This window comes from Rosenbergiella metrosideri, from assembly GCF_022602565.1.
GTDB lineage: Bacteria > Pseudomonadota > Gammaproteobacteria > Enterobacterales > Enterobacteriaceae > Rosenbergiella > Rosenbergiella metrosideri.
The window spans coordinates 13,128-34,544 of record NZ_JALBCV010000004.1 but is presented as its reverse complement, the minus strand read 5'-3'; the positions used below and the strand labels follow the sequence as shown (position 1 = coordinate 34,544).

Annotated in this window: 18 protein-coding genes; 15 read left to right on the top strand and 3 right to left on the bottom strand. The window is 46.8% G+C overall.

The window, feature by feature from the left end; all coding sequences use genetic code 11:
- The first annotated feature begins 13 nt into the window (after nucleotides 1-13).
- The 3 genes from parC (at nucleotide 14) to ftsP (ending at nucleotide 4,614) form a co-directional block, all read left to right on the top strand.
- Nucleotides 14-2,251: a DNA topoisomerase IV subunit A gene (gene parC, locus MKR94_RS05825; protein ID WP_241646073.1), complete on the top strand. Its 2,238-nt coding sequence runs from the start codon at nucleotides 14-16 to the stop codon at nucleotides 2,249-2,251.
- A 134-nt stretch (nucleotides 2,252-2,385) separates the two neighbouring features.
- Nucleotides 2,386-3,123, top strand: coding sequence for a 1-acylglycerol-3-phosphate O-acyltransferase (locus MKR94_RS05820; protein WP_241646071.1), 738 nt, complete (start codon nucleotides 2,386-2,388; stop codon nucleotides 3,121-3,123).
- Between the two features lie 54 nt (nucleotides 3,124-3,177).
- Nucleotides 3,178-4,614: a cell division protein FtsP gene (gene ftsP, locus MKR94_RS05815; RefSeq protein ID WP_241646069.1), complete on the top strand. Its 1,437-nt coding sequence runs from the start codon at nucleotides 3,178-3,180 to the stop codon at nucleotides 4,612-4,614.
- 36 nt (nucleotides 4,615-4,650) lie between these two features.
- Here the strand turns inward: ftsP and dkgA are convergent, their stop codons facing one another.
- Together dkgA and metC are read right to left on the bottom strand one after the other, a co-directional pair.
- Nucleotides 4,651-5,481 carry a 2,5-didehydrogluconate reductase DkgA gene (gene dkgA, locus MKR94_RS05810; RefSeq protein ID WP_241646067.1) on the bottom strand — a complete coding sequence of 277 codons (831 nt, stop codon included), beginning with the start codon at nucleotides 5,479-5,481 and terminating at the stop codon, nucleotides 4,651-4,653.
- A gap of 97 nt (nucleotides 5,482-5,578) precedes the next feature.
- Complete coding sequence (gene metC / locus MKR94_RS05805) at nucleotides 5,579-6,778, bottom strand: cystathionine beta-lyase (RefSeq protein WP_241646066.1); 1,200 nt, start codon at nucleotides 6,776-6,778, stop codon at nucleotides 5,579-5,581.
- A gap of 279 nt (nucleotides 6,779-7,057) precedes the next feature.
- On the opposite strand from metC, the gene exbB reads away from it, so the two are divergent.
- From exbB to MKR94_RS05785, 4 genes are all read left to right on the top strand, one after another.
- Entirely contained in the window at nucleotides 7,058-7,798 is a 741-nt protein-coding gene (gene exbB, locus MKR94_RS05800; protein WP_241646221.1) for a tol-pal system-associated acyl-CoA thioesterase, read from the top strand.
- A gap of 5 nt (nucleotides 7,799-7,803) precedes the next feature.
- Nucleotides 7,804-8,226 carry a TonB system transport protein ExbD gene (gene exbD / locus MKR94_RS05795; RefSeq protein ID WP_241646064.1) on the top strand — a complete coding sequence of 141 codons (423 nt, stop codon included), beginning with the start codon at nucleotides 7,804-7,806 and terminating at the stop codon, nucleotides 8,224-8,226.
- Between the two features lie 160 nt (nucleotides 8,227-8,386).
- Nucleotides 8,387-9,688 (top strand): MFS transporter, encoded by a 1,302-nt coding sequence (tcuC, locus tag MKR94_RS05790; protein WP_241646062.1) that lies wholly within the window; start codon nucleotides 8,387-8,389, stop codon nucleotides 9,686-9,688.
- Between the two features lie 197 nt (nucleotides 9,689-9,885).
- Complete coding sequence (locus tag MKR94_RS05785) at nucleotides 9,886-11,955, top strand: putative bifunctional diguanylate cyclase/phosphodiesterase (RefSeq protein ID WP_241646220.1); 2,070 nt, start codon at nucleotides 9,886-9,888, stop codon at nucleotides 11,953-11,955.
- 39 nt (nucleotides 11,956-11,994) lie between these two features.
- Here MKR94_RS05785 and ftnA read toward each other — a convergent pair whose 3' ends face one another.
- Nucleotides 11,995-12,513, bottom strand: coding sequence for a non-heme ferritin (gene ftnA, locus MKR94_RS05780; protein ID WP_099822428.1), 519 nt, complete (start codon nucleotides 12,511-12,513; stop codon nucleotides 11,995-11,997).
- 321 nt (nucleotides 12,514-12,834) lie between these two features.
- Here ftnA and prfC point away from each other — a divergent pair, with 321 nt between their 5' ends.
- The 8 genes from prfC (at nucleotide 12,835) to mrdA (ending at nucleotide 21,344) form a co-directional block, all read left to right on the top strand.
- Nucleotides 12,835-14,424, top strand: a complete 1,590-nt coding sequence (gene prfC, locus MKR94_RS05775; RefSeq protein ID WP_241646060.1) for a peptide chain release factor 3 — start codon at nucleotides 12,835-12,837, stop codon at nucleotides 14,422-14,424.
- A gap of 171 nt (nucleotides 14,425-14,595) precedes the next feature.
- The gene (locus tag MKR94_RS05770; protein WP_241646058.1) at nucleotides 14,596-15,177 is read left to right on the top strand and encodes a BON domain-containing protein; all 582 of its coding nucleotides are present in this window, start codon (nucleotides 14,596-14,598) and stop codon (nucleotides 15,175-15,177) included.
- Nucleotides 15,178-15,247: 70 nt separating this feature from the next.
- The gene (locus MKR94_RS05765; protein WP_092673132.1) at nucleotides 15,248-15,409 is read left to right on the top strand and encodes a DUF1328 domain-containing protein; all 162 of its coding nucleotides are present in this window, start codon (nucleotides 15,248-15,250) and stop codon (nucleotides 15,407-15,409) included.
- A 54-nt stretch (nucleotides 15,410-15,463) separates the two neighbouring features.
- On the top strand, nucleotides 15,464-16,255 hold the full coding sequence (locus tag MKR94_RS05760) for a TatD family hydrolase (RefSeq protein ID WP_241646056.1): 792 nt from the start codon (nucleotides 15,464-15,466) through the stop codon (nucleotides 16,253-16,255).
- A 95-nt stretch (nucleotides 16,256-16,350) separates the two neighbouring features.
- Complete coding sequence (deoC, locus tag MKR94_RS05755; protein ID WP_241646053.1) at nucleotides 16,351-17,127, top strand: deoxyribose-phosphate aldolase; 777 nt, start codon at nucleotides 16,351-16,353, stop codon at nucleotides 17,125-17,127.
- A 76-nt stretch (nucleotides 17,128-17,203) separates the two neighbouring features.
- The gene (gene deoB / locus MKR94_RS05750) at nucleotides 17,204-18,424 is read left to right on the top strand and encodes a phosphopentomutase (RefSeq protein ID WP_241646052.1); all 1,221 of its coding nucleotides are present in this window, start codon (nucleotides 17,204-17,206) and stop codon (nucleotides 18,422-18,424) included.
- 55 nt (nucleotides 18,425-18,479) lie between these two features.
- Complete coding sequence (deoD, locus tag MKR94_RS05745; RefSeq protein ID WP_048912690.1) at nucleotides 18,480-19,193, top strand: purine-nucleoside phosphorylase; 714 nt, start codon at nucleotides 18,480-18,482, stop codon at nucleotides 19,191-19,193.
- 168 nt (nucleotides 19,194-19,361) lie between these two features.
- Nucleotides 19,362-21,344, top strand: coding sequence for a penicillin-binding protein 2 (mrdA, locus tag MKR94_RS05740; RefSeq protein ID WP_241646050.1), 1,983 nt, complete (start codon nucleotides 19,362-19,364; stop codon nucleotides 21,342-21,344).
- Nucleotides 21,345-21,417 lie beyond the last annotated feature (73 nt).

Sequence of the window (21,417 nt, the reverse complement as noted above, 5' to 3'; positions counted from 1 at the left end):
TGAGGAATAATTCATGAGTGTAATCACGCAGGACGGTGTTGAGCGCCGCGCACTACACGAATTTACTGAGAATTCTTATCTCAATTATTCGATGTATGTCATTATGGATCGCGCATTGCCTTATATTGGAGACGGTCTTAAACCGGTACAGCGTCGTATCATTTATGCGATGTCAGAATTGGGTCTCAATGCCAGCGCAAAATTTAAAAAATCGGCGCGGACTGTCGGTGATGTACTCGGTAAGTATCACCCCCACGGTGATAGTGCCTGCTACGAAGCCATGGTACTGATGGCGCAACCTTTTTCCTATCGCTATCCACTGATTGATGGCCAAGGTAACTGGGGCGCCCCGGATGATCCGAAGTCCTTTGCTGCGATGCGTTACACCGAGTCGCGACTCTCCAAGTATGCTCAAACCTTGCTAGCTGAATTAGGGCAGGGCACAGTCGATTTTATTCCAAACTTTGATGGCACGCTTGAACAGCCAAAAATGCTGCCTGCGCGTTTACCGAATATCTTGCTAAATGGTACTACCGGTATCGCAGTGGGCATGGCCACCGATATTCCGCCGCATAACTTGCGCGAAGTGGCTCAAGCGACCATTGCGCTGATTGATAAACCCGAGACATCTCTCGAAGCGCTCCTTGATATTGTTCAAGGTCCGGATTTTCCGACCGAAGCTGAAATCATTACACCGCGCAAAGAGATTCGTAAAATTTACGAAACCGGACGTGGCAGTATCCGCCAGCGCGCCGTCTGGCAATTGGAGGAGGGGGAGATCGTAGTTACTGCGTTACCTCACCAAGCCTCTGGCTCCAAGGTATTGGAGCAAATTGCGACGCAGATGCGTAATAAGAAGCTGCCGATGGTCGAGGATCTTCGTGATGAGTCTGACCATCAAAGTCCAACACGTATTGTGATCGTGCCGCGTTCCAATCGTGTTGACAGCGAAGCCTTGATGAATCACCTCTTTGCCACCACCGATTTAGAAAAAAGCTATCGCGTAAACCTGAATATGATTGGCTTGGATAATCGGCCAGCCGTCAAAAATCTTCGCGAGATTTTGAGTGAGTGGCTAACGTATCGACGCGATACGGTCCGTCGTCGCTTATCTTATCGCTTGGAAAAAGTATTAAATCGATTACATATCTTAGAAGGCCTGCTTGTCGCATTCTTGAATATCGAAGAAGTAATCGAAATAATCCGTAATGAGGAGACACCGAAGCCCGCTTTGATCGCACGGTTTGGACTGAGTGAGACACAGGCAGAAGCTATCCTCGAATTGAAATTACGTCACCTTGCTCGTCTGGAAGAGATGAAGATTCGCGGTGAGCAGCAAGAGCTTGAAAAAGAGCGTGATGAGTTACAAGCACTATTAGCGTCAGAACGTAAAATGAATACGTTGCTGAAGAAAGAGTTGCAAGCGGATGCCAAACTCTATGGTGATGATCGTCGCTCACCGCTGCAAGAGCGTAGTGAAGCTAAAGCGATCAGCGAATCAGACTTAGTGCCTTCTGAGCCAGTGACCATTGTTCTCTCACAGATGGGATGGATACGCGCTGCGCGTGGCCACGATATCGATCCAACCAGCCTAAGTTATAAGGCTGGCGATAGCTACTTAGCTTCGGCTAAAGGTAAAAGCAATCAACCGGTCAGCGTGATTGATTCGACTGGCCGTAGTTATACCTTAGATCCGAGTACGCTCCCTTCAGCACGCGGACAGGGCGAACCGATTACCGGTAAAATTACACCACCACCTGGGGCAACTGTGCAACAGGTGCTAATGGAACCGGACGAAACGCAGTTACTCATGGCATCTGATGCAGGTTACGGCTTTATCTGTACTTTTGCAGATTTACAGTCGCGCACTAAGTCGGGTAAAGCCTTGCTGACATTACCCGATCAAGCCAAAGTCATGACGCCACAAGTGATTGATCCTGCCAAGGATCAGCTGCTAGTGATTACCGAAGCGGGGCGGATGTTGATGTTCTCCGTCAACGACCTTCCACAATTATCGAAAGGAAAGGGAAATAAAATTATTTCCATTCCAAGCGCCGATTTCGCGGCGGGGAAAGATAAGCTGTTATGGCTGCTTTTATTGAACGAGCAGAGTAGCGTTACACTCTATGTCGGTAAACGTAAACTGAAACTGCGTAGCGAAGAGTTACAGAAATTTAAAGCAGAGAGAGGCCGTAAAGGGACATTATTACCGCGAGGCTTACAACGTATCGATCGCGTCGATATTGAATAATTGTAATTGCTCTGCGAAATAGAACAACTCGGGTAGGAAGTATCGTATAAAGCGACTCAGGCTTGTGCGATATCCTCCTAGAATAAAGACTATAGTAGAGGAGAGTGCGTGCATTCTCCTCATTTGAGGGTTATATGCTGTTAATTTTACGAGCTGTCATTGTCGTCGTGTATTCTATATTGGTCTGCTTAGTCGGCTGTATCTGGTGTTTATTTTCGCCACGTAATCCACGACATGTGGCCACCTTTGCACACATGTTTGGTAAATTGAGCCATGTATTTGGTATTACGCTTGAGTTTCGTAAGCCTGCAGGCATTGAAAAGGCGGGTAACGCGATTTATATCGCTAACCACCAAAATAACTACGATATGGTCACCGCGGCAAATATGGTGCAAGCCCCCACCGTAACCGTTGGCAAAAAAAGCCTAGCGTGGATCCCTTTTTTCGGTCAGTTATATTGGTTAACCGGGAATTTACTGATTGATCGCGATAACAAGACTAAAGCACACGGTAGTATCAACCAAGTTGTTGAACAACTGAAAAATGGCCAGGTATCTTTCTGGATGTTCCCAGAAGGGACACGTAGCCGCGGCCGGGGATTACTGCCTTTTAAAACCGGCGCTTTTCACGCTGCCTTAGCGGCAGGAGTACCGATTATTCCGATCGTGGTCTCAGACACTCATAACAAAATTAATCTTAACCGTTTAAAAAATGGTTTAGTTATTGTCGAAATGCTTCCGCCAATTGACACAGCACCCTTTCAGGATCAGTCAGCAAGGAAGTTGACCAATTATTGTCGTGAAGTGATGCAGCAAAAATTGGATGAGTTAAACGCTGAAGTCGCACGTCGTGAAACTGATCGTATTAATTAATCACGGCTTATACCAAGGCTCACTTATACCCCTTTTGTTGAAGGTTGTTCGCTAATGTCTTTTACTCGGCGCAGATTTATCCAGTGTTCAGCGGTGGCGGCAGCTGGCCCCGCCTTGCTTCCTAAAACGGTCTTTGCTGCAGATAATGAGGGAAGTAATCCCCTCTATATTCCGCCGTTAATTGAATCACGCCGTGGGCAGCCTATATTTTTAATGATGCAAGACGCTCATTGGGCGTTCAATGGCCGTAATCAAGCTGACTGTATCGGTTTTAATGGTATGTATTTAGGACCGACCGTGAAGGTCTGGAACGGTGATGACGTCAAGTTGATCTACAGTAACCGTCTGACAGAATCGGTCTCGATGATGGTGAGCGGCTTGCATGTTCCTGGCCCGTTATCTGGGGGGGCGCCACGTTTAATCTCCTCGGAAGTCGATTGGTCGCCTATTCTGCCTATCCGTCAACCTGCCGCGACCCTTTGGTATCATGCCAACACTGCGCAGCATGCCGGTTCGCAAGTTTACCGTGGATTGGCTGGATTATGGTTAGTCGAAGATGACGTCAGCAAGCAGCTGCTATTGCCCAAACATTATGGCGTTGACGACATTCCGTTAATTATTCAAGATAAACGGCTGGATAATTTCGGAACACCCGTTTATGAAGAGAGCTCAACGCCTTTTCTGGGTGATACGCTACTGGTTAACGGTACTCAGAAACCGTATTTTAATGCTTCGCGCGGCTGGGTTCGCCTCCGTTTATTGAATGCCTCGAATGCTCGTCGTTACCTATTACAACTTTCCGACAACCGACCTTTTACGGTGATTGCCAGTGATCAAGGATTTATGTCTGCACCTGTGACCACCACTCAGTTATCGCTGGCTCCGGGCGAGCGCCGTGAAGTGTTGATTGATCTCTCTGACGGTCACAATGTTTCCATTACGGCAGGGACAGAAGCAACGATTATGGAAAGGATTCGAGGGATTTTCGAGCCTTCAACGGTACTGACGTCGACGTTAGTGTTAACGCTAAGACCGACAGGATTGCTGCCTCTGGTCACGGACAGCGTGCCGACCTCCTTAGCCTCTGCACTTGAGACTGGCTTAACCAGTCAAACACGGCATATTCGTTTAAATGATTCTCCTGGGGGAATAAACGATAGGGCATGGGACGTGAAGCGTGTGGATATCACTGCACAGCAGGGGAGTTTCGAGCGTTGGACGGTGGAAGCGGATCTGCCACAATCCTTCTCCATCCAAGGGGCGATGTTCCTTATTAAGAGTGTTAATGGTGCGCCGCCAATGGTCGAAGATCGGGGGTGGAAAGATACGGTTTGGGTTGATGGTAACGTCGAGATGCTGGTGACCTTCCCGCAAACCTCTTCGGCACATTTCCCTTTTATCTATGGTAGCCAAACATTAGAGCAATTCGATCAAGGTGCAGTGGGCCAACTGTTGGTTCAACCTTCAGCTAACACAGGGAATAGCTACTAATTAAATTAAGCCTCCCTAAGAGGGAGGCTGTGTAATTTAACGCTTCTCGAAAGTCTCTGGTTCAGGGCCGAGACGCTTACCGCTATCTAAGGCGGCAATCGCTTTTAACTCTTCTTTTTCAAGTTTGAAATCAAACACTGCGAAGTTCTCATCAATACGTTTAGGCGTGACTGATTTAGGGATAACAATAAGACCGCTATCTAAGTGCCAGCGAATAACAATTTGCGCAGGAGTTTTCTGGTATTTTTTCGCCAGGGTTTGGATAATTTCTTGATCGAAGACGCCTTCACCGCCTTGAGCCAGAGGGCTCCACGATTCGGTATGGATCTTATGCAGAGCATTCCAAGTATGTTGCTGGCGTTGCTGGAACAAGGGATGTAATTCGATTTGGTTGACGACGGGCGTAACACCGGTTTCGCGAATAATACGCTCCAGATGAGCCTCTTGGAAATTACATACGCCAATACTCTTCACAAGTCCTTGGCGTTGCAGATCGATCATGCCTTCCCACGCTTTAACAAAGTTATCCTGTTGTGGGCAGGGCCAGTGCATCAGGTAGAGGTCAACATAATCTAGCTGAAGCTTACCGAGGCTGCTCTCCAAGGCACGTTGCCAGTCAGTCTGATCAGAATTCCACAACTTAGTGGTAATGAACAGGTCGTCGCGGGCCAGCGTAGACGCTTGTAATGCCTGCCCTACACCCTCTTCGTTCTTATAAATCGCTGCGGTATCGATAGAACGATAGCCGGTATTCAATGCATGGGTGACGGCTTCCTGAGTTTGTTCAATCGAAGCTTGCCAAACCCCCAAGCCGAGTTGAGGCATGGTACGACCATCGTGCAGCGTGACTTCTAGTTGCTGAGACATTATAGGCTCCTTCTCTTGATCAATTGATCATGGATAATGAGCCTAAGTGTAGTCAAGAAAGCGCCGCTATGGGCCAAAATCCTAATTTTCGGAGTGTTTACACCGACTCTTTGAGTCGAGCGAAGCCTCTCTCTAAATCAGCGATTAAATCCTGAGGATGTTCTAATCCCACATGAAGTCGAACCAATGTTCCCGTAAAATCAACGGGTCCAACGGGACGAATCGCATCGATCTCTTCGGGTTGGTTAGCTAAAATCAATGATTCAAAGCCGCCCCAAGAATAGGCCATACTAAAGTGCTCGAAATGGTCGAGGTAGTGGGCGAGTCGTACAGGATCGAGTTTCTCGTTAAGGATAAAAGAGAATAAACCGCTACTCCCTGAAAAGTCTCGTTGCCAGAATGCGTGTCCCGGACACTCGGGAAGGGCTGGATGGTTCACCCGGAAAACTTCATCACGTTGACTTAACCAGTGGGCAATCTCAAGGCTTGCCGCCTCGTGCTGCCGTAAGCGAATCGCTAGAGTGCGTAATCCGCGTGATGTTACGTACGCGGTGTCGGCATCTACCATCTGGCCCATTAAATAAGAATTTTCGCGCAGTTGTTCCAAACAACGTTCGTTCACCACTGCAGTCCCAATCATGGCATCGGAATGGCCAACTAAGTATTTGGTGCCAGCCTGAATAGAAATATCGGCTCCAGCCTCTAAGGCCTTGAACAGGACTCCGGCGGCCCAAGTATTATCGACGATGACCACCGCTTGCGGAGCAATGCGACGTACCGTGGCGATTAGGGTAGGGATATCTTGCACTTCCATGGTGATTGATGAAGGAGACTCTAAAAAGACCACTCGAGTTGTCGGCCGAAGCCATTTGGTGATCTCTTTAGCGGAATGTACGGGAAAATAGGTCGTTTCAACGGCAAGCTTTTTCAGGATAGTCGAGCAAAAATCCTGTGTCGGTTCATAAACAGATCCGCTTACCAGAATATGATCGCCAGCTTCAACGAAGGCTAAAATAGCATTCGCTACCGCTGCCGCACCGCAGGGATAGAGTACGCAGCCAGCACCGTTCTCAAGTTCGGTCATCGCATCTTGCAAGGCAAAGTGCGTCAAGGTGCCACGGCGACCATAAAAAAGTTCACCTTTCGCTCGGCCTGCCGTCGCGATTTTCTTATCTGCGACTGTCGGGAAGACTAAGGACGAGGCGCGTTGAATAACCGTGTTTACCGCACCTTGTGTGTAACGTGGTTTGCGGCCCGCACTAATGAGCGTCGTTTCAAGATGTTGCTTATCGGACATTACAATCCCCAAATCAAAAAAATCAATGACGAGTAGAGTAAGCAGTGTTGCTGGAAAAGGGGAGGTTTTTTTAGGTTAAACGGTCATAACAGTACACTCTCCACCCCATAAAAAAATTAGCCCGATCTCTGATTATAACTGGCTGTTTTTAGCGAATATTATTCGTGAGACTGTTTTCATTATGTAAATAGTAATGATAACTACTATCAATAGAGTTTGCTTTTGGTATCATAGTACCCAATGTTTTAAGCAACAACCCGAGGCTAGAAAATGAGTGTGGTGACCAATAATCTGATGCAGACAGATTTATCTGTATTGGGCATGTACCAACATGCTGATATCGTTGTTAAAGTTGTGATGATAGGTTTGCTGCTCGCCTCCGTTGCGACCTGGGCAATTTTCTTTGCTAAATACACTGAACTGAGTACAGCAAAGCGTCGTTTAAAAGCAGATCAGCAAGCATTAAAGGATGCTCGTACACTCGATGGTGCAGGAAAAATTGCTCAACAATTTGCTAAAAATAGCCACGCTGCCATGTTGGTTACCGAAGCGCTTGATGAACGCGTATTGTCCGCACAAAGCGATGACCAAGCGGGTATTAAAGAGCGTACCGTCTTTCGTTTAGAACGCCAAGTTGCTCGAATTGGCCGCCATGCTAGCCGTAATAATGGTTTCTTAGCCACTATTGGATCAGTCTCACCCTTTATTGGCCTATTCGGTACGGTGTGGGGGATAATGAATAGCTTTATTGGTATTGCTAAAACGCAAACCACTAACCTCGCCGTTGTCGCGCCGGGGATCGCGGAAGCCCTCCTAGCCACTGCTGTTGGGTTAGTCGCGGCAATTCCAGCAGTAGTTATTTATAACGTTTTTGCACGGATGATCGCTGGGTATAAAGCCTCTCTTGGTGACAGTGCGGCACAGATCATTCTGTTACAAAGCCGTGACGCGGATCTGCAAAACAGTAGCTACACGCCAATGACAAAAAATACGGCGACTCAAAAACTACGTGTAGGGTAATTGTCATGGCAATGCGACTCAATGATGAAGTAGACGGCGACGGTGAAATGCATGAGATTAACGTCACGCCTTTTATCGACGTGATGTTGGTCTTGCTTATCATCTTTATGGTAGCGGCGCCTTTAGCAACCGTTGATGTCCGCGTAAATCTACCGGCATCGACCAGCACGCCGCAGCCTAGACCAGAAAAGCCGGTTTACCTGAGTGTGAAAGAGGGTAACCAACTTTTCGTCGGTAACGATGCAGTGAGCAAAGAAGATCTGGTACAAAAAATTATTGCGCAGACTCAAGGCAATAAAGAGACCACGATCTTCTTCCAAGCCGATAAAAGCATCGATTACGCTACACTGATGAGTATTATGGATGACCTACGTAGCGCGGGTTATCTAAAGATAGGGCTGATGGGGTTAGAGAGCGTCCCCAAGTAACAGCTGATAGCATAAAGCAATCCTCCCTCGGGAGGATTTTTTTTTGCCAAAATGTTTATTGTTTATCATTTGTTATAATTTTTTTAATGAAAAGTTATTTTAATGGGATTAAAAAGGAGGATGGTTAGCGTTATAAAAACAAAAAAGTGAGAAATGTTAAATGAATTATTCTGAATCTTCCTCCAGTCCTTCGGCTTGGCAAAATGCGAAATCTATCTTCGGCGTGACCAGTGGTAACTTCCTTGAAATGTACGATTTCATGGTCTTTGGCTATTATGCCAGTGCCATCGCCAACACTTTCTTTCCGGGCAGTAACCCCTTTGCCTCATTGATGCTGACGCTGATGACCTTTGGCGCAGGTTTTTTGATGCGCCCTCTCGGGGCGGTAATCCTTGGTACCTATATTGATCAACATGGGCGGCGTAAAGGATTGTTAATTACCTTAGGGTTAATGGCTTTAGGGACGTTAACTATTGCTGTTGTTCCGGGTTACCACACTCTCGGTATTTTCGCGCCAATATTCGTACTGGTGGGCCGCCTACTGCAAGGCTTCTCTGCCGGTGTGGAGTTAGGGGGAGTATCCGTATACCTTTCCGAAATAGCCCCTCCGGGACGTCGTGGCTTTTTTGTTAGCTGGCAGTCAGGTAGCCAACAAATTTCAGTGATATTTGCCGCATTATTAGGATTAGGGCTGAACCACCTCCTAGGTAAACAGGCGGTTTCCGATTGGGCATGGCGAATTCCCTTTTTTATTGGCTGCATGGTGGTACCTTTCTTATTTTATATTCGCCGTTCACTGGAAGAGACTGAAGCTTTTAAAGAGAAAAAACATCGTCCGGGTATGCGTGAGATTGCACGTTCCGTGTTACGGAACTGGGCATTAGTGATCGCAGGGATGTTTATGGTGGTCACCACCACTGTTATGTTTTACATGATTACTGCGTTCACCCCAACATTTGGTAAAGCAGTGCTGAATATGAGTGATCAGCAAAGCTTTTTAGTGACGCTCTTCGTCGGTATCTCTAACCTGTTTTGGCTACCGCTTATGGGGGCGCTATCTGATCGAGTAGGTCGCCGTCCATTGCTTATTATATTTACGTTATTAATGATTTTTACGGCATGGCCAGCCTTACGTTGGCTGGTCGCTACCCCCACCTTTGCTCACCTTATTGAAACCGAATTATGGCTATCCTTTCTTTATGCCAGCTATAACGGTGCGATGGTAGTTTGGCTGGCAGAAGTGATGCCGGCTGACGTGAAAGCCTCGGGATTCTCTCTTGCTTATAGTTTAGCCACCGCGCTGTTTGGTGGTTTTACTCCGGCGGTATCAAGCTTTTTAATCCATAGCTCAGGGGATAAAGCGATGCCTGGGGCTTGGTTGACTCTTGCAGCAATATGCGGGTTTGTCGGATCGCTATGGTTGGGCTGGCTAGTTAAGCGTTATCAGCGCTCGGCTTCGTAGTTAGATAGATTTTCAGCAGCAGATTGAGGCTCTTCTGTCGATAGCCTAAAATTTTCCTTAAATTAATCATCATATTCCTAAAAAAATTGTTTACTGTTGGCTGAATCACGTAATATTAAATAAGTTAATCATTACGCGAGTAATCAAGTCGCCGAAGCTGCCTAGGCAGAGCTAAGTAGGAGAGTCAATTGGACACAATGAATATGATGCATGTAACGTGGGACAGTGGCTTAGTTATCGCCTCTGTATTTATTGCGTTCCTCACCTCTTTCTCAGCTTTAGACACCGTCGCCAGAGTGACGGATAGCCGCGGAATAAAAGCCCTGTTATGGCTGGTAGGTGGCGGGGCAGCGATGGGTATTGGCATATGGTCGATGCATTTTATCGGTATGATGGCGATGCATTTTAATATGCCTATGCGTTATAACCCGATTGAAACGATCTTCTCTATTGTTGTTGCGGTTCTCGGTTCTATTATTGCGTTATGGGTGGTGTTCCGACATAACCAATTTACGTTGAAGAATCTACTATTGGGCTCGATAATTTTAGGAACTTCGGCTGTCGCGATGCACTATACCGGAATGGCTGGCCTGCGTATTAATCAGCCGATTATTTGGTACAAAACACCGATTATTATCTCGATTGTGATCGCTTACTCCGCCTCGGCCGTCGCATTGTGGTTTGCCTTTCAGCTCCGTAACAATGATGCGGGGGTCTTAAACCGTTTTATTACGGCACTCGTGATGGGCGCGGCGATAGCCGGCATGCACTATACCGGCATGTATGCTGCCCACTTTGATTCGACGATGCAGGTTTTACCGGGGGGACTCGGTTCACAGCGTTTGACCATCTGGGTATTTATGTCCACCTTGGTTATTCTCGGCAGTAACCTATTTGGTGCGATGATCGAGTCCCAACTTCGGGTATCTCGGATGGCCAGTAAGCTTAAGCAGAACAATGAAGAACTGCGTCAAATGGCTTTGCACGATCCGTTAACCAATCTAGCTAATCGTACCCTTTTTGAAGATAAACTTAATGACTATATTCAGCGTGCTAAGCAAAATTCCTCAAGCTTTAGTCTGCTGTATATGGATCTCGATGGATTTAAAATGGTAAACGATGCTTATGGCCATGATATCGGCGATAAGTTATTGGTAGAAGTTGCGAAGTGTCTTAATGCAGCGGTGAATCCGAGCGATATTTTGGCAAGAGTTGGCGGGGACGAGTTTGTTTTACTTTCATATGCCGGCTCAGAAGCAGACGTATCTAGGCTAGCAGAAACCTTAGTTGCCGCGATTGAACCGGAGTTTACCGTTGAAACTTATGAATTAAGAGTTTCGCTAAGTATTGGCATTGCGATGTTCCCTGCGCACGGTATCGAAGCACGAGAGATGCTGTTTAATTCCGATTCGGCTATGTATCACACCAAGAACAGTGGACGTAATGGTTTTAGTATATATCAACCGTCGATGAGCCCGATTGGCCGCAGCCAAGTGCAACTTAAAAATGAATTATGGCGTGCCATTCACAATAACGAGCTACGGTTATTCTATCAACCTAAACTCAATGTTACGTCTGCAGCGATCATCGGCTACGAGGCCCTGGTCCGTTGGCAGCATCCGGAGCGAGGTTTGAAAACACCGGATAAGTTTCTGCCGATCGCTGAGCAAACGGGAATGATTTTGTTACTGGGTGAGTGGGTATTAAATGAAGCCTGCCGTCAGCTCGCAATTTGGCATCAACAAGGCGCTGATCACCTCTCCATCTCAGTCAATCTTTCTGCTCAACAATTTGAGCAGAAAAGCTTGATCTACCTGGTGACCAGGACGCTTGAAGAGTATTGCCTTGCCCCCGACAAACTGATTTTAGAGATCACCGAAACGACTGCAATGCGTTATCCGCAAGAGAGTATTAAGATCCTAGAAGAGTTGAAAGCGATTGGCGTACAAGTGGCCATCGATGATTTCGGGACAGGATATTCAAGCTTACTCTATTTACAAAATATGCCGGCAACGGAACTCAAAATTGACCGGGCCTTTATCAACAGTATCGGTCATAAAGACACTGACCCTCGACTTCTCTCGATGATTATCGAACTGGCGAAAAATATGAATTTGAATATTGTTGCGGAAGGAGTGGAGAGTGAAGAGCAGCAGACCTACTTGGTCAATTTAGGCTGTGATGTGCATCAAGGCTATTATTTCAGCCGCCCGGTGCCCCCCTCTGAAATCACGGTGGCAACCACTAAGTACCAAGCGCGGGCGTAAAGTTGTTGCGGACCTTATTGAGGTCCGCAATAAGCGATATTAGTTGTGAGCGGTGCCAGGGTGCGACTCGGTATTCATCGCAGCTAAATCTTTATCGATTAAGAACAATCCATTCGAGCTATTCTCAAGCATTCCTAGTTTATCCAGAACTGTTTTGAATAACTTCTCTTCTTCATGTTGTTCGGCGACATACCATTGCAGGAAGTTAAAGGTCGAGTAATCCTGCGACGTCATCGCTGCATGCGCCAGCTCATTAATTTTTTGAGTAATCAGTTGTTCATGACGGTAGGTCAAATTGAACAGGTCGCTGACCGAATCAAAGGTGACCGGAGGGGCTTCAATCGTACCCAGCACAGGTAATGCGCCTGCATCGCTAAGGTAGTTGAAAAGGCGTTGCATGTGGTCCATCTCTTCACGCGAATGAGTACGTAAAAATGACGCGGCGCCTTCAAGGCCTTTGTCGCTGCACCAAGCACTCATTTGCAGGTAAAGGTTGGCAGAGTAAAACTCAAGATTAAGTTGTTCGTTTAAGCGAGAAACCATATCAGGCGTCAGCATAGTTGTATCCCCAAAAGTAAAATCGGCTGGCTATGGTTAATAATTATGCACTAAGCCTAGGGATAAATAAAGTAGAGATAGAAAATAAATCCATTTAAATCAATTAGTTAATAATAAAAATCATTCCAGATATTGAATGTAATTGTTAATCATTCTTAGTCCGCATTACCCACCACTAGGTTGTCGTAACTCATGGCGCAATTTTTACTCTGACTAAGCCAATGGGTAATACCGAACCCTAGGGAAATCGTGTAAACTAACGGCAATTGTCTTTAAAGAGTGCTCAAGTACTCGCGAACATCAGGAATTAAAGTTAAAAGCATGTCTACAGAACGCCTTCTGCAAGAAGTCGCCCTTCGGCGCACTTTCGCTATCATTTCTCACCCTGATGCAGGTAAAACCACTATCACTGAAAAAGTCCTGCTATTTGGGCAAGCTATACAGACTGCGGGAACGGTTAAAGGACGCGGTTCAAACCAACACGCGAAATCTGACTGGATGGAAATGGAAAAACAGCGGGGGATATCGATTACCACCTCGGTGATGCAGTTTCCTTACCATGACAAACTGGTCAACCTTCTCGATACCCCAGGGCACGAAGACTTCTCGGAAGATACCTATCGCACCTTAACGGCGGTAGACTGCTGCTTGATGGTTATTGATGCGGCAAAAGGGGTAGAGGATCGTACTCGTAAATTGATGGAAGTTACCCGTTTACGCGACACCCCCATCCTCACCTTTATGAATAAATTGGACCGCGATATCCGTGATCCAATGGAATTGCTCGATGAAGTCGAAAGCGAGTTAAAAATTGCCTGTGCGCCGATCACTTGGCCTATTGGCTGTGGGAAGCTGTTTAAAGGCGTTTACCATCTTTATGATGATGAAGTGATTTTATATCAGTCAGGTAAAGGTCATACCATTCAAGAAGTCCGTAAAATCAAAGGGCTAAATAACCCAGAGGTCGATGCGGCAATTGGTGACGAACTGGCAGGTCAGCTCCGCGACGAGTTAGAACTGGTTCAGGGGGCTTCCCATGAATTTGATCGCGAACTGTTTCTACAGGGCAAACTTAGTCCAGTATTTTTCGGCACCGCTCTCGGTAACTTTGGTGTCGACCATATGCTGGATGGGTTAGTTGGCTGGGCACCGTCACCCATGCCTCGTTCGACAGACCAACGACAAGTTATTGCGGGAGAAGATAAGTTCTCTGGTTTTGTCTTCAAAATCCAAGCGAACATGGACCCTAAACACCGTGACCGTGTTGCCTTTATGCGTATCGTCTCTGGTAAATATGAGAAAGGCATGAAAATGTATCAAGTCCGTACCGGGAAAGATGTCGTCATCTCTGACGCGCTAACCTTTATGGCCGGTGATCGTGCGCATGTTGAAGAGGCTTGGCCGGGCGATATCATCGGTCTGCATAACCACGGTACCATTCAAATTGGTGACTCGTTTACCCAAGGCGAGAAAATGAAGTTCACGGGGATCCCTAACTTCGCTCCAGAATTATTCCGTCGTATTCGTCTTCGCGATCCGTTAAAGCAGAAGCAGTTGCTTAAAGGGCTGGTCCAGCTATCTGAAGAAGGTGCGGTACAGGTTTTCCGTCCGATCAGTAACAATGACTTGATCGTGGGGGCTGTGGGTGTCCTGCAGTTCGATGTGGTCGTTGCACGCTTGAAATCAGAATACAACGTTGAAGCCATTTACGAATCGATTAACGTGTCGACGGCGCGTTGGGTAGAATGCGATGACGTTAAAAAATTCGACGAGTTTCAGCGAAAAAATGAAGTTAATCTCGCATTGGATGGCGGTGATAACCTTACCTACATTGCACCGACGATGGTAAACCTCAATATTACCCAAGAACGTTACCCAGACGTTATTTTCCGAAAAACCCGCGAACACTAGTAGTGATAAACCCACCCTTACGGTGGGTTTTTTTTAATCTCGCCAGTCAGTTAAATCTTAAAACCGCACAAAAAAAATAAACTCTACTATTCTTATTACAATGCCGATTGAAGGAAAAAATACGACTTTCTCAGGGAGCGGTTAACGAGTGCTCTCCGAGAAAAAAATACTATGAAAGTGAAATTAAATATTAAAACAGTTGTGCTAATGGTGTTAGGCCTTAGCGCTCTGGGAAGTTTAGAGGTTACCGCCCAACAGAGTGATTCGTTAGTGAGCCAATCGGTCCATCATGTTGGCCATTTTCTGAGTGATACCACGGTAACGGCTAAAGTCAAAGCAGCTATCTTGGACGATAAAAAGATTCAAGTCGCTTCTTTATCTGTAAATACTGAACAAGGAAAGGTAACGGTCAGTGGTTTTGTGTCGACGATGAAAGACAAAAACGCTGTTCGACTATTAGTTCAGAACATACCTGGCGTCGACAACTTGGACAATCAATTGCGCGTTCGACGTTCAAATGAGAGTTCGGTCAAAGTTTATGCCAGCGATGTTGCCACGACGAGCGAAGCTATCATGCGCCTCTTTGCTGATAAACAGATCACGACCCGTCATCTCCATGTAGCGACGCGGCACGGTGAAGTTTTTCTAACTGGCGCGGTGCCCACCGACTCGGAAAAGCAGCAAGCAGAAAAACTGGTTAACAAAATTTCAGGTGTTCAAAAAGTCAAAAATGAGCTGAAGGTAGAACGCTAGTCTGTCTAAAGCTGAGTAATTACATCCATCATGTGCTGTTAAGCAGATTGAATTCAATAAGGAGTGGCTTATGTTTCGTTGGGGTATTATTTTTCTAGTTGTCGCATTGATTGCTGCCGCACTCGGCTTTGGTTCTTTAGCCGGCACGGCTGCTTGGGCCGCGAAGATTGTCTTCGTTGTGGGTATTATTTTATTCTTAGTGAGTCTCTTTACCGGACGCAAGAAGTTATAGTACGGGTATGACGAATCTGGCTAGCAAGGACGCTAGCATATACTTTTACTCCCTATGCCTTATATTGATACCCACTGCCATTTTAATTTTCCCATCTTTGCACAGTATTTTACGCAAAGCCTTAACCTTATTCGGAAAGCCCAGCTTCAAGCGATCGTAACGCCAGCGACACAGGTAACAGAGTTTGATTCTATTTTACGCCTTGCCCGTTCTACTCCCGAAATTTTCCCCGCGCTAGGCCTACACCCTTTGTGGACGGCTCAACACCATGATCAAGATTTACTCCAACTACGACACCGGTTGGATAACCACGATGAAGTGATAGCCATTGGCGAAATTGGCGTCGATTTCTTTACCAACGAATTAGCAGCTTTAGCGTCACGTCAATGGGAAATTCTATCGCTTCAACTGCGATTAGCTAAAGAGTATAACCTCCCGGTTATTCTCCACTCGCGCAAAAGCCATGATCCCTTATCGAAGGTACTCAAGGATACTGCACTGCCGGCGACGGGTGTAATCCACGGCTTTACAGGAAGCTATCAACAAGCAAAACGTTTTATCGACTTGGGGTTTTATCTTGGAGTGGGGGGCAGTATTAGCTATCCACGTGCAAATAAAACGCGAGAAGCATTGGCGAGAGTTCCGCTAGAGCAGTTAGTGCTAGAGACCGACGCTCCGGATATGCCGCTCAACGGTTATCAAGGTGAAGTCAATCGGCCGGAACGCGTCGTCACGGTCTGCCAGATACTGGCGGAATTGAGAGGCGAATCGGTTGAGAAGATCCGAGACTGTGCTTGGCAAAATAGTCTACGTCTTTTCCCAAAATTATCGGCGGTATTATCCTAATTTTTAAGGTGAGGTGATACATCTTGCTAATAGCTCACACTAAATTGTTAACAGTTTGGTATAATTGCCAAAATATTAAGATTGAGTAACGGATAATGACTGATTTAACCCAGACCGCTAAATTTGCTTTAGGGCTGATGGATTTAACCACGCTAAACGAGGATGATACCGAGCAAAAAGTTATAGCTCTTTGTCAGCAGGCTAAAAGCACTCTAGGGAACACCGCTGCAGTATGCATCTACCCGCAATTTATTGCGACGGCACGTCAGACGTTACAATTGCAAGAAACGCCTGAAATTAAAATTGCAACTGTCACCAACTTTCCTCATGGCAATGCTGATATCACCGTAGCCGTAGCTGAAACCCGTGCGGCCATTGCGAGTGGTGCTGATGAGGTGGATGTCGTTTTCCCTTGGCGCGCGCTGCAAGCCGGTGATGCGGAGATCGGTTTCAATCTGGTTAAAGAGTGTAAAAGCGTCTGCGCATTGAGTGGCGTATTACTGAAAGTCATCATTGAAAGCGGTGAGTTAACACAAGCCGAACTCATTCGCCAAGCCAGCGAAATTGCTATCGATGCCGGGGCCGACTTTATCAAAACCTCAACCGGTAAGGTCCCCGTCAACGCTACACTAGACGCTGCACGTATCATGCTAGAAGTGATCCGTGATAAAAACAAAGCGGACGTAGGCTTCAAAGCGGCGGGTGGCGTGCGCACTACCGAAGATGCCGCGGCTTATTTGGCACTCGCCGCCGAGGTATTAGGTCCAGATTGGGCTGATAAACGACATTTTCGTTTTGGTGCATCAGGTCTATTAAGTAGCTTATTAGCAACCTGCGGTGAAGGCGAACAAGACCTACAAGCGAAATATTGAGACTCTTACTGATAATCGGTGCATACTGTTCTGATCGATAATTTTTTATCTCACTGGCCTTATTAAGGAGATGAGTATGAAACGTGCCTTTGTAATGGTTCTTGATTCATTCGGAATTGGTGCCAGCCAAGATGCGCAAAAATTTGGCGATAAAGGGTCAGATACCTTTGGTCATATTGCTGAAGCCTGTGCACAAGGCTTAGCCGATCAGGGCCGAAAAGGGCCGCTGACGCTGCCGAATTTAACCTCGCTCGGCTTAGTGAAAGCCGCAGAGATCTCAACCGGAAAGATTGCAGCAGGTATGGACGGCGATGTTGAGGTTATTGGTGCTTATGCCAGCGCGCAAGAGCTCTCCTCAGGTAAAGACACGCCTTCTGGACACTGGGAAATTGCTGGTGTGCCGGTCCTTTTCGATTGGGGCTACTTTCCTGAGAAAGAGAACTCCTTTCCAGAAACGCTACTAAAGCAGTTGGTGGAAGAGGCGGAATTACCAGGCTACTTGGGTAACTGCCATTCATCCGGCACCGTGATTTTGGATGCGTTGGGCGAAGAACATATGCGCTCAGGTAAACCGATCTTTTATACCTCTGCAGACTCTGTATTCCAGATTGCTTGCCATGAAGAGACTTTCGGTCTAGAGCGCTTATATCAATTATGCGAAATTGCTCGCAAATTGTTAACCGATGGTGGCTACAACATTGGCCGGGTTATCGCACGTCCGTTTATTGGCGAGAAAACAGGGCAGTTTGAGCGTACGGGTAATCGACACGATTTAGCAGTGGAACCGCCTTCACCTACCGTCCTTGCCAAGCTTAAACAGGCTGGGGGAGAGGTGATTTCCGTAGGTAAAATTGCAGATATTTATGCTGAACAGGGTATCACCAAAAAAGTGAAGGCCACTGGACTCGATGCTCTCTTCGATGCCACGATCAAGGAAATGGAGCAGGCGCCAGATAACAGCATAGTCTTTACTAACTTTGTCGACTTCGATTCAAGTTGGGGCCATCGTCGAGATGTGCCAGGTTATGCAGGCGGCTTGGAGCTATTCGATCGCCGCCTTCCTGAGTTAATGGCCCAAGTGCAGGAAGGTGATATTCTCCTTCTGACGGCGGATCACGGTTGTGATCCAACGTGGTCTGGAACGGACCACACACGTGAACATATTCCAATCTTGATCTATGGCCCGGGTGTGACGCCCGGTTCATTGGGGCAGCGCAAGACCTTTGCCGACATAGGGCAAACCTTAGCGAAATTTTTTGAGCTAGAGCCGATGCAATACGGTAAAGCACTATTTTAATTGTGATCGGGTGGCTTATTAGCCCTGCCGACAATGTAAAAAGGAAAAGATAAAGATGGCAACTCCACATATTAATGCAGAAATGGGTGATTTCGCTGACGTCGTATTGATGCCGGGTGATCCGTTACGTGCGAAGTTTATCGCAGAAAACTTTCTTGAAAACGCGGTAGAAGTTAACAACGTTCGCGGTATGCTGGGTTTTACCGGCACCTATAAAGGACGAAAAATTTCAGTGATGGGACACGGAATGGGTATTCCATCTTGTTCGATCTATGCGAAAGAGCTGATTACTGAGTTTGGTGTAAAGAAAATTATTCGCGTTGGCTCTTGCGGCGCAGTACTGCCTCAGATCAAACTACGTGATGTCGTGATTGGGCTTGGAGCCAGTACAGATTCGAAAGTGAACCGTATGCGCTTTAAGGATCACGACTTTGCTGCGATTGCCGATTTCGATATGGTCAACAATGCGGTAACGGCGGCGAAAGCATTGGGCGTAGAAGCAAAAGTGGGAAATATCTTCTCTGCCGATCTCTTTTACTCTCCTCAGCCTGAAATGTTTGATGTAATGGAAAAATACGGCATTTTAGGGGTTGAAATGGAAGCTGCTGGAATCTATGGTGTTGCAGCAGAATTTGGTGCGAAAGCGTTAGCTATTTGTACGGTTTCAGACCATATCCGTACTCATGAGCAAACGACCGCTGAAGAGCGTCAAACCACCTTCAACGATATGATTAAGATTGCTCTGGAATCTGTATTGCTAGGTGACTAATTCGTGAGTTAATCCGTATCATCGTTAGGCAGAAGAGCGCTTATGGCGCTCTTCTTTGTTATTAAATGACACACTTTATCTCGTCTCAGCGTCGAATGTTACTGGCGCTAAGAGTGAATCCCATTATTATAGGCGTTGAATTTTGTGGCCCTCCAATAGTTGTTGTCGATGAATCTGCGTAATTTTGAAACTGAAAAAAAATTATTTACCCGTCGAGCGCTGGTGGCGTTAGGCTTTGTATGCCTATGCTTTACCATTCTCGTAATTAACCTCTGGCGCTTACAGATTCGGCAACACGCTTATTACCAAACACGATCCAATGCTAACGACATCAAAATGATCCCCATTGCGCCTACGCGTGGGATGATTTATGACCGTAATGGGATCCCGCTGGTTCAAAACGTGACGCAATACGATCTCCAGTTGACACCTTACAACATCACTAATATGAAGGATACGTTGGATCAATTGGCGCCGATTATTGGTCTTACGCCAGAAGATATCGTAGATTTCAAAAAACGCCTGAAATCGACAAGCCGCTATAAGCCGATTATCGTTAAAGAAGAGTTGAGTGAGGAAGAGATTGCCCGCTTCTCAGTCAATGAATACCGTTTTCCTGGGGTGAGTATTAACTCGTTCCAAGATCGTTTTTACCCTTATGGCGCCTCCTTGGCACATGTCGTAGGCTATGTCTCGAAAATCAATGACCGCGATGCGCAACGCCTGAATGCAGAGGGCGTTGGCGAAAACTACGCTGCCGATCATAATATCGGTAAGCAGGGCATCGAAGGCTATTATGAGTCAGCACTACACGGTAAAACCGGCTATCAAGAGGTCGAGGTGGATAACCACGGGCGTATCATACGTGTGTTGAACGAAGTGCCACCGACAGCTGGAAAGAATATCTGGCTGACCCTAGATTTACATTTACAACAATATGTTGAAAGCCAGCTCGTGGGCCAACGTGCTGCAGTATTGGTCGAAGATCCGCATGATGGTTCCGTCCTCGCGATGGTATCAAGCCCCAGTTACGATCCAAACCCGTTTGTTAAAGGGATAAGCTATCAATCTTACAAACAGTTACTGCAAGATAAAGACTTGCCATTGATTAACCGAGTGACTCAAGGACTCTATCCTCCCGCCTCGACGGTTAAACCCTATATGGCGATGTCTGCGCTATTAAATAATGTGATTACACCGCAGACGAGTTTCTTCGGTGCGCCAACCTGGACGCTCCCTGGAACCGACCGACGCTATCGTGACTGGAAAAAAACAGGCCACGGTATGTTGAATGTTACGCGGGCTATCGAAGAGTCAGCCGATACCTTCTTCTATCAAGTCGCTTACATGATGGGTATCGACCGAATACATCATATGTTGAGTCAATTCGGTTACGGCAAGTTATCGGGTATTGACCTTAATGAAGAGTACCGTGGCCTACTTCCTAGCCGTGAATGGAAATTGAAGGCGCGCAAAAAGGCGTGGTACCAAGGTGATACCATCTCCGTGGGTATTGGACAAGGGTATTGGATTGCTACGCCAATTCAAATGGAGAAGGCACTCGTTACGTTGTTAAACAACGGTAAAGTCATGATCCCTCACTTGCTACAGAAGCAGCAGTTGGGGAATCAAGTCGAGCCTTATAAAGCACCAGAAGAATTTACTCAGGTGGGAACGGCGGATTCTCCATACTGGGGACTGGTGCGTCGCGCGATGTTCGGTATGGCGAATGCCCCAAATGGAACGGGTTATAAATACTTCCATACCGCCCCCTATGGTATTGCCGCGAAGAGTGGTACCTCCCAGGTCTTTAGCTTGCGTCAAAACCAAGTCTATAATGCCAAAATGATCCCTGTACGTTTACGTGATCATATCTTCTATACGGCCTTCGCACCCTTCGATGATCCTAAAGTTGCCGTTACCCTGATTTTGGAAAATGGAGGGAGTGACGGTGTAGTGGCGGCGCCTGTGATGCGTAAAATACTCGACCACATCATACTGCCACATGACTCGGATACCAGTTTAACGCCGGGCCAGGGTGTCCCCGCGATGCTACCGGTAGAAAGTGCCCATCCAGGAGCAATCTTGGCGACACCCACAGAACCGGTGACTACCGCGACGCCGAAACCTGCTATAGCTCAGCCTAGATGATGGTAAACTCAGCAAGTTGTCGCAAAGTTGAGCAAACGGATTTAATTTTAACAAAGAGTGTTGACGAGGCAGC